Origin of the sequence: Enterovibrio norvegicus FF-33 (assembly GCF_000286835.2) — a bacterium.
Classification (GTDB): domain Bacteria; phylum Pseudomonadota; class Gammaproteobacteria; order Enterobacterales; family Vibrionaceae; genus Enterovibrio; species Enterovibrio norvegicus_A.
Window position 1 is genome coordinate 2,496,624 of sequence record NZ_AJYD02000038.1, and the last position, 13,169, is coordinate 2,509,792.

Annotated in this window: 11 protein-coding genes; 6 read left to right on the top strand and 5 right to left on the bottom strand. The window is 46.7% G+C overall.

Annotated features, from left to right (window positions below):
- Positions 1–412 precede the first annotated feature (412 nt).
- Entirely contained in the window at positions 413–3,478 is a 3,066-nt protein-coding gene (rne, locus tag A1OO_RS19090) for a ribonuclease E (RefSeq protein ID WP_017004110.1), read from the top strand.
- Positions 3,479–3,830: 352 nt separating this feature from the next.
- Positions 3,831–5,387, top strand: coding sequence for a SulP family inorganic anion transporter (locus A1OO_RS19095; RefSeq protein WP_017004111.1), 1,557 nt, complete (start codon positions 3,831–3,833; stop codon positions 5,385–5,387).
- A 110-nt stretch (positions 5,388–5,497) separates the two neighbouring features.
- Here the strand turns inward: A1OO_RS19095 and A1OO_RS19100 are convergent, their stop codons facing one another.
- The 3 genes from A1OO_RS19100 to A1OO_RS19110 form a co-directional block, all read right to left on the bottom strand.
- Positions 5,498–6,010 (bottom strand): fasciclin domain-containing protein, encoded by a 513-nt coding sequence (locus A1OO_RS19100; protein ID WP_017004112.1) that lies wholly within the window; start codon positions 6,008–6,010, stop codon positions 5,498–5,500.
- A 174-nt stretch (positions 6,011–6,184) separates the two neighbouring features.
- Complete coding sequence (locus A1OO_RS19105) at positions 6,185–6,868, bottom strand: helix-turn-helix transcriptional regulator (RefSeq protein WP_017004113.1); 684 nt, start codon at positions 6,866–6,868, stop codon at positions 6,185–6,187.
- Positions 6,869–6,892: 24 nt separating this feature from the next.
- On the bottom strand, positions 6,893–7,210 hold the full coding sequence (locus A1OO_RS19110; protein WP_017004114.1) for a hypothetical protein: 318 nt from the start codon (positions 7,208–7,210) through the stop codon (positions 6,893–6,895).
- A 134-nt stretch (positions 7,211–7,344) separates the two neighbouring features.
- Between A1OO_RS19110 and miaE the strand changes: the two genes are divergently transcribed.
- The 3 genes from miaE (at position 7,345) to A1OO_RS19125 (ending at position 9,689) form a co-directional block, all read left to right on the top strand.
- Positions 7,345–8,124: a tRNA isopentenyl-2-thiomethyl-A-37 hydroxylase MiaE gene (gene miaE, locus A1OO_RS19115; RefSeq protein ID WP_017004115.1), complete on the top strand. Its 780-nt coding sequence runs from the start codon at positions 7,345–7,347 to the stop codon at positions 8,122–8,124.
- 153 nt (positions 8,125–8,277) lie between these two features.
- A complete protein-coding gene (locus tag A1OO_RS19120) occupies positions 8,278–9,018 on the top strand; it encodes a sporulation protein (RefSeq protein WP_017004116.1) in 741 nt (246 codons plus the stop codon).
- Between the two features lie 185 nt (positions 9,019–9,203).
- Complete coding sequence (locus A1OO_RS19125) at positions 9,204–9,689, top strand: acyl-CoA thioesterase (protein ID WP_016961371.1); 486 nt, start codon at positions 9,204–9,206, stop codon at positions 9,687–9,689.
- 93 nt (positions 9,690–9,782) lie between these two features.
- Here the strand turns inward: A1OO_RS19125 and A1OO_RS19130 are convergent, their stop codons facing one another.
- Positions 9,783–10,388 carry a TetR/AcrR family transcriptional regulator gene (locus A1OO_RS19130; RefSeq protein ID WP_016961370.1) on the bottom strand — a complete coding sequence of 202 codons (606 nt, stop codon included), beginning with the start codon at positions 10,386–10,388 and terminating at the stop codon, positions 9,783–9,785.
- A gap of 92 nt (positions 10,389–10,480) precedes the next feature.
- Here A1OO_RS19130 and A1OO_RS19135 point away from each other — a divergent pair, with 92 nt between their 5' ends.
- Entirely contained in the window at positions 10,481–11,503 is a 1,023-nt protein-coding gene (locus A1OO_RS19135; protein WP_016961369.1) for an SDR family oxidoreductase, read from the top strand.
- A 138-nt stretch (positions 11,504–11,641) separates the two neighbouring features.
- Here A1OO_RS19135 and A1OO_RS19140 read toward each other — a convergent pair whose 3' ends face one another.
- The gene (locus tag A1OO_RS19140) at positions 11,642–13,153 is read right to left on the bottom strand and encodes a CoA-acylating methylmalonate-semialdehyde dehydrogenase (RefSeq protein WP_016961367.1); all 1,512 of its coding nucleotides are present in this window, start codon (positions 13,151–13,153) and stop codon (positions 11,642–11,644) included.
- Between the last annotated feature and the right edge of the window lie 16 nt (positions 13,154–13,169).

The window sequence follows — 13,169 nt, forward strand, 5'->3', positions numbered from 1 at the left end:
ACAAAGTCGACAAATAGAGTAAATCTTTACCGTTTTTTCCAAGACACTTGACCATTCACGGCACTATCTCTGAGTAGTATCTGATTCGCTGAGAGTTCAAGACGTCCTAATCATGCAGCAATTGGCGTAAGACATGAGGAATAAAGCACCCGTTAGTTTGTTGGCACGACGGGATAAATAACCAGTGTCAAAGAGACTATCGCCATTTGTGGCGAAGAGCCGACTGAATAAGGCGGAGTGATTTCTGATTTCCGCATCAGTGGGTCGATGAGTAGTGCCCTAGAGCGTCCCTGATTTTCCAGCCGTGAGGTTGCATTAATGTCAGACTTGGGACCTGGCAGCATTGCGTATTTTGTCTCGTATCCGACGACTAATAACAACAAATAATCGAGAAAAAATTGATATGAAAAGAATGTTGATCAACGCAACTCAGAAAGAAGAGTTGCGCGTCGCATTGGTTGACGGTCAGCGCTTATACGATCTAGATATCGAAAGCTCTGGTCATGAATCGAAAAAAGCAAACATCTATAAAGGTCGTATTACCCGTATTGAACCAAGTCTTGAAGCAGCATTTGTAGACTACGGCTCAGAACGTCACGGCTTCCTTCCTCTTAAAGAAATTGCTCGCGAATATTTCCCTGCCAATTATAGCTACCAAGGCCGTCCCAACATCAAAGAAGTGTTGAAAGAAGGCCAAGAAGTCATTGTTCAGGTTGATAAAGAAGAACGTGGTAACAAAGGCGCAGCCTTAACCACTTTCATTTCTCTCGCGGGTAGCTATCTGGTTCTTATGCCTAACAACCCTCGTGCTGGCGGTATTTCTCGTCGTATCGAAGGTGAAGAGCGTAGCCAACTAAAAGAAGCGATGTCCGGTCTTACACTGCCTCAGGGCATGGGTTTGATCGTTCGTACTGCGGGCGTTGGTAAATCAGCTGAAGAACTCGAGTGGGACTTGAAATATCTACTGAATAACTGGGAACGTATCCAGGGCGCAGCAGATACCAAAGTGGCCCCTTTCTTGATCTATCAAGAGAGTGATGTTATCGCTCGTGCATTCCGTGATTACCTTCGTCGTGACATTGGTGAAGTGCTGATCGACAGCGAAGCTGTATATAATCAAGCACGTGAGCGCATTCAGGCTACCCGTCCTGATTTCCTTCAACGTGTCAAACACTACGAAGGCGAAGTTCCGCTATTCAGCCACTATCAAATTGAGAGCCAGATTGAATCTGCGTTCCAACGTGAAGTTCGTTTGCCATCAGGCGGTTCAATTGTTATTGACCCAACCGAAGCACTGACCTCTATCGACATCAACTCTGCACGTGCAACAAAGGGTTCTGATATCGAAGAAACCGCACTGCAAACTAACCTAGAAGCTGCTGATGAAATTGCACGTCAATTACGTCTGCGTGATCTAGGTGGTCTGGTTGTTATCGACTTCATCGATATGACGCCAGTACGTAATCAGCGTGAAGTTGAGAATCGTTTGCGTGAAGCTGTTCGTATGGACCGCGCTCGCGTTCAAATCGGTCGTATCTCTCGCTTTGGTCTGCTAGAAATGTCACGCCAGCGCTTGAGCCCGTCTCTTGCAGAAGCTAGCCACCACATCTGTCCTCGTTGTACGGGTACAGGTGTAGTACGTGATAATGAATCACTGTCATTGTCTATCTTGCGTCTGATTGAAGAAGAAGCACTGAAAGAGAACACGTCACAAGTCATGGCGATCGTTCCTGTTCCTGTTGCTTCCTACCTTCTGAACGAAAAACGTCGTTCTGTTCAGCACGTAGAGAAGTATCACAATGTTCGCGTTGTGATCGTACCAAACGCCAACATGGAAACGCCGCACTTTGAAGTGGTTCGTGTCCGTGGCGGTGATGAAAACACAACATTGTCATACGAACTGCCACAGCATCTTGATGCCATTCGTGAAGCTGAAAGCAAAGAAGAAGCACCTGCAGAACGTATTGTTAAGAAGCGTGAAGAACCTGCATTGCAAACTTTCGCTGCGCCTGCATCGCCAACACCGGCTCCTCAATCAGCGGCGCCTGCACCTAAGGCTGTTGATACAACACCTGGATTGCTTTCACGCGTTGTTTCTTTCATCTCTGGCCTGTTTGCAGGTAAAGAAGTAGAAGAAGAGAAACCGCAAGAGCCTGTACGCGAAAGTCGTAATCGTCGTGACCAAAATCGTTCACAAGATCGCACTCGTCGCGGTTCACGTGGCGTCCAGCGCGATGAGAATGGTCGAAACAATGAACGTAGCGAAGGCCGCAAACCTCGCCGTAACAATAGAGAGCGTCCAGAAAACACTGAGCGTAACGTCGAGCGTCAAGAGAAGCCGGCGAAGAAGCAAACTCGCAAGCCAGTTGAGAAGGTTGAAAAAACCGAACAACGTCCGCCAGCGAAAGTCGCTAAGCCAGTAAAAGAAGATGCCCCTGTTGTTAAACAAGAAATTGTTAAACCAGAAGTTGCTAAACAAGAGAAAGTGGAAAAGACGGAAAAAGTGAAACAACGCCGTCAACGCCGCACCCTCAACAAGAAAGTGCGCCGCGCTGATTCTGCACAAGAAGCAGAAGCCATTGCAGCTAGCCCACTACTAGAAATGGGTCAAGCGGTTGCGACTGAGGCGAAAGCCGAAGTACAAACCACTGAGTTTACTCATTCAGTAGATGCGGCAGAAAACACAGAACAACGTGATGAGAAGCGTCGCAACCGTCGTTCTCCACGTCACTTGCGTGCTAGCGGCCAGCGCCGTCGTCGCAATAATCGTGAAGAAAACGAAACGTCTTCGACTGAACAAGCTCTTGATCAATTGGACATGATGGAGACCTCGGTTTCTGTTGTCGAAAAACGTAACCAAGTGGTGTTGAAATCAGGCGTTGCTTCTCCAGAAATGGCGATGGGTAAAGTATGGCCGTCAAAAGCTGCTATCAAAGCCCCTGTCGTTGCTGAAGTTGTTGCTGAAGCACCAACAGCTGAACAAGCCGTTGTTACTGAAAAACCTTCTTTGGGCGGTGTGGCCTTCCCTGAAATGGCAATGGGTAAAGTATTCCCACGTCCTTCTGCACCAAGCGTGCTGGAAGAAAAAGCCAAATCAGAAGGCACTGAAACACTGAGCGAAGAGCTTCCTGTTACTATCAACGCGCCTGCAGAAGCACAGCCAGAAACCGCTGTGGTAGACGCTGCCGAATCACAAGAGACAGAAGCAGCTAAGCCAGAAGCTAAAGTTAAAGTTAAAGAAGTGATGGAGGCAAGTGAAATCCCAGCGGTTGAGCCAGCTAAGGCTACAGAAACCCCTGTGATTCGCTATCGCCAAGTTGCTGCGCCAATGGCGAAAGCACCCGCACCGGAAAGCAACACTGCAGCACTTAACGTTGCTATTGCTGACTTCCGTAGTGATGTTGCACAAACCAAACAAGCAGGCAGCGATACCGCGACAAGTCGCGCAACAGCACCTGCCACCAAACCGAGTTTCTAAAGAAACAAGGTTTGACGAAAAGAGCCATGCTTGTCATGGCTCTTTTTTTATTTCTATCTTTATCAAGCCGACTTAAGGTAAAGACTGGACGTATGATATCGCTTCAATGACAACATCCCCTTTGATGCCTAACGAAGCTTTCATTCACCCTATCGCTCCGACATGACTAACTTATTGTTCAATCTGCTAATTTTTCACCACCACTGTTTACAATAACGTTACTAACATTGAACAAAATCACACTTTTCGGTAGTATTCGCAGGCGATTTACCTCTGCGGCACTGTGATTTCGCAGAGTCATACTTTTTTGGCGATAGCCTTTAACTCAATATTTAAGAAGTAATCCAACACGATGTTTGAATTTCCTAAATTCCCCCAACACTCGGTTAAAAACGACGTACTGTCTGGACTGACTGTTGCATTGGCTTTGGTGCCAGAAGCTGTTGCTTTCGCCTTCGTCGCTGGTGTAGATCCCATGGTTGGTCTCTACGCTGCCTTTATTATGGGTCTGCTGACTTCCATCCTTGGTGGTCGTCCTGGCATGATCTCTGGCGCAACAGGTGCAATGGCTGTCGTCATGGTCAGTCTGGTTGCTCAACATGGTGTTCAGTATCTTTTTGCTGCTGTCATGCTCGCCGGTCTTATTCAAGTTTCTGCAGGTGTATTCAAGCTGGGCAAGTTTATCCGCATGGTGCCGCATCCTGTGATGATTGGTTTCGTAAACGGCTTAGCCATTGTCATTTTCCTTGCACAACTTGGACAATTCAAAGCGCCTGACGCTTCTGGTGCCCTTGTTTGGCTTCAAGGTGAGCAAATGTTCTTGATGCTTGGGCTGGTCGCTATCACGATGGCTATCATTCACTTCCTGCCGAAGCTAACAACCTCTGTGCCTTCTTCTCTGGTGGCTATCGTTTCTGTTACCGCCGCGGTGGTATTGCTTGATTTAGATACCCGCAACGTTGTCGACTTCCTGCGTTCAATGAGTGGCGATGAGAATGCAACATTGGCAGGTACACTGCCAACGTTCTCCATTCCATCCGTTCCGTTTAGCCTTGAAACGCTCTATATCATTCTGCCTTACGCACTCATTCTTGCTGCGGTTGGTCTAATCGAATCACTGCTGACGCTAACTGTGATTGATGAAATGACGGGCACTCGTGGTCGCGGAAACCGTGAATGTGTCGGTCAAGGCGTCGCTAACGTCACCTGTTCAGTGTTTGGCGCAATGGGTGGCTGTGCCATGATTGGGCAATCAATGATTAACGTTAACTCAGGTGGTCGTGGCCGCTTATCAGGTATTATGGCAGCCATTGCCCTGCTCTGTTTTATTCTGTTTACCTCGTCACTGATTGAAATGATCCCACTAGCAGCACTCGTTGGTGTCATGTTCATGGTGGTGATTGGCACATTCGAATGGGCAACGTTCAAGCTTGCACGTCGTGTGCCTAAAAAAGATTTCTTCGTGATCGTACTTGTGACTGTCGTGACAGTCATGACCGACTTGGCAATCGCCGTTATCGTAGGTGTCATTGTTTCTGCTCTGATGTTTGCGTGGGAACATGCTAAACACATCTTTGCTGCCAGCCACATTAACGAACAAGGATCAAAAATTTACGAAGTAAATGGTCCTTTGTTCTTTGGTTCAGTTGCGAATTTCCTTGAGTTATTCGACACGCAAAACGACCCAGATGACGTCATTGTTGATTTTGGTAAGTCACGTGTTGTTGATCACTCGGCCATTGAGGCAATCGACACGTTGGCAGACCGCTATAACAAAGCGGGCAAAACACTGCACCTTCGTCATTTATCACATGACTGTCAGGCATTGCTAACCAAAGCAGGTAGCTTGGTTGAAATTAATCATATTGAAGATCCAAACTACAAAGTTGCAGATGACCTATTGGGCTAACCCTCTGCATCACGTATCGGTTTGAGGTCTGAGCAATGAAAAAAAGCGAGCTATTTAGCTCGCTTTTTTTTATTTATGAAACAATATTTAACTCGGATTCAATTAGAAACTCACTGAGGAATAATCACGTTATCGATAACATGAATTACCCCATTTGACGCTATGATGTCCGTTGCGACCACGTTAGCGTTATCTACTTTGACGCCATTAGATGCATCGACTTTAATCATGCTTCCTTGTACCGTTGGCGCTTCAGTCATACCGATCACATCAGCAGCCATGACTTTTCCAGGGACCACGTGATACGTCAGTATCGAAATCAATTTATCTTTATTTTCTTGCATTAGGAGACTTTCAACCGTGCCAGCGGGAAGTTTAGCGAAGGCTTCATTGGTCGGTGCAAACACCGTAAAAGGTCCTTTTCCTTGCAACGTTTCGACTAAGCCAGCAGCCTCAACCGCAGCAACGAGGGTACTAAAGTCAGGGTTGCTTGCTGCAATCTCAACAATGTTCTTTTTCATTCCATGATGGTCAGCCTGGACGCTAAATACACCAAACATTAATGCACACACTGTTGCCAACAGGGTAGATTTTACTGACGACAAAACCTTTGCAGAAATCATAAGATTTCTCCTTCTTCAATACGCTATCTAAAATGGGGCGGACGCCCCAAGCCTTACTGATCAGCAGAGATGAATACGAGGGTGTCGGTGAATTAGATTACGCATACGGTTTGTTTTTTCATCGAAAGGCATCGTTTCATCAATATATTCTGTCGATCATTCGATTGAGTAGCGCTAGGTCTCGCAGCAAAGAGACATGAAATGTTGGAAGTTTTTCGTCGCCGAAGTGTCAAAGCTCTCATCCAACACGGCAACGCTTTTAATTCGATCTAGACGAAAATTTCGGTATTCATCGCGCAGTTCGCACCAAGCCACGAGTGTCCATACTTTCCCCCAGTACACTTGTCCAAGTGGATGAATAACCCGTTTGCTTGTCACCTTTTCGCCAGTTTCATATTCAATGCGCACTTTGGTTTTTTCTGATGCTGCTGCGCGCAATACGTCACCACGCGCTGCATGGTCACTTTCAACATGAAACGCTGGCACAGCAAGCGGAAACGCTTCAATTTGCGCTTTCAAATGTTCCGGTAAGATAGAGTGAATTTTACGAGAGGCAGATTCCGACGCAGAGGCAAGGCGTTTATCCGACCAAGCTTCAACCATCTTCATACCCAGTTCCAGTGCTAGCATTTCTTCTTCGGTGAACATCAACGGCGGCAAATGAGACCCTTTGCCAAGCAAATAGCCAACCCCTGCTTCACCTTCAATGGGCACACCCGAAAGAAGCAGAGATTGAACATCACGGTAAATCGTGCGCTCACTGACACCTAGCTCGTCAGCCAGTGCATTTGCTGTCACCGCGTAACGTTTAGAACGTAACAGTGTCAGCAATTCAAATAAGCGCTCCGATTTACTCATTCATCATTCCTGTTTGTTATTTCGTTATAGAGAAGAACTACAGATACTCATTTTGACGAAATCGGTAGCCATAACAAGCGATGCCTCATCGATATGAGAGACCATCTTCTGTGCAGACTCATTGCTCATAAAATGATTAGAAGCCGCTTTCGCATTTGCCATACTGTCCCAGTAAATCACATCAAGCCACTCTAGCGTTTCTTCGTTCAAGCTTAGTGAGCGATATTGAAAGCCAGCACTTCCCTTAACAAAAGCTGTTGTACCTTCAGCGTCAGACAAGAAACTTTGCACATCCGTGCCTTCATTCAATTTAAAGCGAACGGTTTCGACAATGTTTTCCATGGTGCTTTCTCCTTCTGTTTGGGTTAGAAGAAGCTTACTGCCAGCTACTGACAGAACATGTCAGGAGTGTTTCTCTCTGCCTCAGGGATTTGTATAATCGCTGTCTAAACACCTAATAAAAGCTAAGAATATAGATGTCGCTAAGCCAAGAGTTAGAAAAATTGCTCGAACCTATTCGCGGATTTCTGCATTGCGAAACCCCTCAAGCATGGATTGATGAAGCGATAAAGCCTGAGAATGAAACTATTTTGTTGCGCGATCATGCCAACTGCGAATTAAAAGCCAGCCAGACCGCCATGTGGCTGATCCGCAAATACGCCATCGACGAATCAAGCGGTGCGCTACTGCTGGAATGGGCTAAACCCTATGAGGATTTTGTTTATCTCTGCAAAAAAGACGGTATTTCCCAATCCAAAAAAAATGGCCTGAGTGCTCCTCTCACGCCAAAAGCAGGCTTTGCACATAGCCAAGATCTGATTGATAAAATGGTTCGCCTCATCAAAGAAGAATTCCATCATTTTGAACAAGTTGTCGAAATTATGGAAAAGCGCGACATGGCTTACTCATCACTGCCAGCCGGTGGTTATGCTCGCGGGCTGATGAAAAGCGCGCGTACCCATGAACCCGCTACGCTGATCGATAAGCTGATCATCGGCGCGTATATCGAAGCGCGTTCGTGTGAACGTTTCGCCAAAGTTGCCCCGTATTTGGATGAAGAGCTGCGCAAGTTCTATATTTCCTTACTGCGCTCAGAAGCCCGTCACTATCAAGATTACTTAAAACTGGCGGAAGCCATTGCAGGTGGCGACATCAGTGATCGCATTAAAATCATTGGCGAGAAGGAAGCCGCGTTGATTCAAGCGCCTGACAATACATTCCGCTTCCACAGCGGTGTTCCTGCTCTGGCTGCTTAATCCTTCTGGCAGTAGACCTTGTCAGCTGTCTTATTTCACGGCTTTTTCTTTTGAATTCAAGCAATCATGGATTTGTATCAAGGTTGCGGCTTGCACCAACCCTTCAGGGCGTGTAAACAGAGATCTTAAGTCTGAACGAGAGCAAGGATAAACATGTTCAAACAACTCAAAGCGTCTCTAGGCATTGGCGCTACCACGGTCGACACACGAGTAGAAAATGAATCCCTCTATCAGGGAGAAATGCTCAGAGGTGTCGTTCGCATTAAAGGTGGGAACATTGAGCAGCAGATTGAAGCAATCTCGTTGAAGCTATGCACAGAAGTGAAAGTGGAATCTGATTCAGGGGTGAGTTACGAATCATTTATGCTTGGATCAATGCAAGTAAACGACCCGTTCGTGGTCCAACCGGATGAAGAAAAAGACGTGGCATTTGAATTAAAACTGCATGATGAAACGCCAATCACAGCAGTCAATGCACGTTCCAACAAATGTCACGTTTGGCTTGAAACCACCTTGGACATAGATTTTGCCATTGACCCAAGTGATCGCGACTTCATTGAAGTCCGCCCATTGCCCGTGGTTCAACGTGTCCTCAATACGCTAGAACGTGAAGGGTTCACCATGGTCAAGGCAGACGTGGAGAAAGGCCAACTTAATGGTGACGGATTCACTTCACTCTCAGGTTGTTATCAAGAACTGGAATTCAAAAGCAGCGGCATGTTTAACCGTAAAGAAATTGAACTCTCGTTCATTCTCGATGGCAATGTGATTCATTGCTTGGCGGAAATCGACCGCTCATTCGGTCGCGGTGATATGTTCCGCTCATTCACCATTTCACTTGATGCATCAGAAGGAGAAGTCGAACAAGCATTGGCTTCAACGCTGCACGCATGATTTGACAATAGCGCCCAACTTTATCATTCGAAAGGTCAGCGTAAGCTGGCCTTTGTTGTTTGTCCCCGTTTTAAACACTGGGAGTGGCATTTAAACAACAAACTCGATTTAATCAGCAGAAATCTCAACACCTTGTTAATGTCTTTGTTATAAATAAGGTAATTCACGCAGTAAGGATGACAACGATGAGTGCAAAACAGCGAGACATAACATTACGCTTTCTGGCAGAGCCGAGTGATGTGAATTTTGGTGGGAAAGTTCACGGAGGGGCAGCCATGAAGTGGATTGACCTCGCTGCGTATGCCTGTGCTGCAGGATGGAGCGGTAAGTACTGCATCACAGCTTATGCGGGCGGTATTCGTTTCGTTGCGCCGATTCACGTTGGTAACTTGGTCGAGGTCAGTGCCAAAGTGATTTATACCGGCAGCTCATCGATGCACATTGCCATTGATGTGCAGGCAAGCGACCCCAAAGAGCTTAAAAATCGTCTCACTACCCATTGCATCGTGATCATGGTTGCGGTAGATGAAAACGGAAAGCCAACACCCATTCCAAAATGGATTCCTGAGTCAGATGAAGACAAAGAATTGGAACAATCCGCGATTCGCTTAATGAACATGCGTAAACAAATCGGCGAAGAAATGGAAGCGCATGTAAAGCTGTATAAATAGCATCAATATTATTCACAGCAAAAAGACCGTATCTGCGGTCTTTTTGCTTTTGTCAGTCACTACCATTCAGTTCCATATCTAAACAGAGTCGTGCTATTTGAAGACAGAGAATGCCACTTTGAGTACGTCTCTCACCTTTTCAGGGGCCTCTCCTCGCGCTCGCTGCGCCAATGCTGCGGTAAGTTGAGCATCAATGTAAATAGCCGCAAGCTGATTCGACATCGTACTCGACATATCGCCAACTTGTCTGGCTTGCTCTACGCGCTGCTCGATAAAACCCAGAAATTGCAGATGCGCGTTTTCGAGTGCTGATTGGGTGCTTTTTCCCAGTAGATGCTTCACCTCATTCATTTTCACCATCATGCAGCCATCAGGAGAATCACATCGCTCTTCAATGGCAAATTCAACAAGATCATCAAGCACATCATTAAAAGCAAGTTTACTACCTAGCTCGTTTAACTTTGGTAAAAGAAAAGTTTCCAAATAGGCATTTAGCGCCGCTTTCATCAATCCGTCTTCGTTATCAAACTCTCTATAAAGGCCAGGTTTAGAGACTTGCGCCAGTTTACAAATCTCATTGATTGAAACGCCCTTTGCTCCTTGCTTCCAGTAAGCCAACATTGTCACATCGAGGATATGATCACGATTAAGGGTTTTGGGTCGCCCTCTTGATGCTTTCACTGTGGTCTGATTTTTCATTTGGTACCACTTGGTATTTTATTATTGACACACTGAACTGAGTTGATTAATGTACCACTTAGTATTTAATTAAACAATCAAGGATGTCTACCATGACTGAAACAACACGTGGATTAGTACTGTTAACGGGCGTATCAGGATTTATCGGGCTTCATTGTGCAAAAGAGATGCTGCAACAAGGTTATAGCGTGAGGGGGTCTGTTCGAAGCAAAGAAAAAGAAGACGAAGTTCTGGCAACACTTCATGCCGCATCCGTTGACACCACTCATCTGAGCTTTGTCCGATTGGATCTGACCTCAGACAACGGTTGGGCGCAAGCTGCTGAAGGCTGTGACTACATCATGCATGTCGCCTCTCCGTTCACGATCGCAAACCCAAAGACTGAAGATGAAATGATCACTCCTGCCGTTCAGGGTTCGATTCGCGCTCTAAAGGCTGGCGAAAGTGCTGGTGTTAAGCGTGTTGTTCTAACGAGCTCTATCCTATCGATGATGGGTTCGATGAAAACGGGGACATTTGGACCTGAAGATTGGACAGACACCCAATCCAAAACCATCAACACGTATACCAAAAGTAAGGCCCTTGCCGAACGCGCTGCTTGGGAGTTCATGGCGAGCCAATCTGATAAAAATAAAATGGAATTGGTGGTGGTTAACCCTGGTGCCGTATTCGGCCCATCACTAGGCAAAAATATGACCGGTCAGACCATGACACTGTTTAAACAAATGTTACAGGGGAAAATCCCTCTTGTTCCTAACTTCGCCTTTCCTATGGTTGATGTACGTGATGTCGCCAAAATTCATGTTGAAGCACTGACCAACACCGAAGCAAACGGCAAGCGCATTATTGTTGCAACCGCAGAAGCACACAGCTTTCTTGAGATCGCGCAAATACTAAAAAATGAAGGCTATAAAGGACCAAGCACCAGAAAAGCGCCTGATTTTCTATTGCGCATTACGTCTATTTTTGACCGTGAAGCAAAAGGAATGCTGGGAATGTTAGGCATGAATATACAAGCAAACAACACTGAAACCCGCACCCTATTCAACTGGACACCTCGAACAATGAAAGAATCGGTTCTAGACACGGCAAAGTCAATTAAAGCCATTCAGTAGTCATTCTTTTGAACCAGCTCAGCTTTAACTTCATTCGGCGCTTTAACGTCACTGCTTTTTCTGGTTAACGAACAAAAAGGCCGCATCTGCGGTCCTTTTGTATCTACAGCGAACGGTTGTTGGTACACGTTCGGCATATTAACCCATTGTCGGCATCGTAAAGTGGCTTCTGTGTTTTTCGAGGCGAACACTGGTCGGCCAACGTGTTGTGACAGTTTTCATCCGGGTATAGAAACGCACGCCGTCGTTACCGTGCACGTTTAATGGGCCGAAAATTGAACGTTTCCAGCCACCAAAGCTGTGGAAGGCCATTGGAACGGGAATCGGCACATTCACCCCAACCATACCCGCCAACACGTCTTCGCTAAATTGACGCGCGGTTTCGCCATCACGCGTAAAGATAGCGGAACCATTGCCATATTCATGGCTATTGATGAGTTCAAGTGCCGTTTGATAGTCAGGCACACGCACAACAGATAATACGGGGCCGAAAATCTCTTCTTGGTAGATGCTCATGTCTGGTGTGACATCATCAAACAAGGTCGCGCCAACGTAGAAGCCATTATCATGGTCTTCGACTTTACAGTTTCGACCATCAACCACCAGCTTCGCACCTTGTGCTTCACCCGCGTTGATGTAGCCGACGATTTTCTCTTTGTGCTGCGCAGAAATCACTGGGCCCATATCGTTTTCTGGACCATCGATAATGCCGGGGCCCACGCGCATTTTGCTGATGCTTTCGGACAAAGAGGCGATTAGCGTATCCGCCGTTTCATCGCCAACAGCAACAACGACGGACAACGCCATGCAGCGCTCCCCTGCAGCACCAAAGCCTGCGCCCAAAATTGCACCACTCGCCATCTCCATGTCCGCATCTGGCATCAGAATACAGTGATTTTTTGCGCCGCCTAGTGCTTGGCAGCGTTTGCCGTGCGCAGACGCTGTGCTGTAAATGTATTCTGCAATAGGTGTTGATCCGACGAAACTCACCGCCTGAACACGCGGGTCTGTCAGCAGTACATCCACAGCTTCTTTGTCACCGTTCACCACATTGAAGACACCATCTGGCAAACCTGCTTCTTTGAGCAATTGCGCCAACGCAATCGCCAAAGACGGATCTTTTTCAGACGGTTTTAATATGAAGGTGTTACCCGTAGCAAGGGCAATAGGAAACATCCACATTGGCACCATTGCGGGGAAATTGAAGGGCGTAATCCCAGCACAGACACCCAAAGGTTGCATGATGGAGTGGCTATCGACGCCAGAGCCTACATTGGCCGAGCTTTCGCCTTTTTGCAGATGCGGAATGCCGCACGCAAATTCCACCACTTCTAAGCCACGCGTCAGCTCGCCGACTGCATCGGAATAGACTTTACCGTGCTCATTGCTGATCAAGCGAGCCAGTTTGTCTTGATTGGCTTCTAACAACGCTTTGAATTTGAACATAACGCGCGCACGACGAAGCGGCGGCGTTTTTGCCCATTTTGGGAAAGCAGCTTGTGCCACAGTAATTGCCTGCTCCACTTCTTGTGCTTTGCTCAATACCACTTGACGAGTTTGTTCGCCGGTTGCTGGATTGAACACGACACCAAAGCGGTCAGTGGTGCTTTCGGTGATTTCACCGTTGATAAAGTTGTGTACGGTTTCCATGTCTTGGGTCTCCATG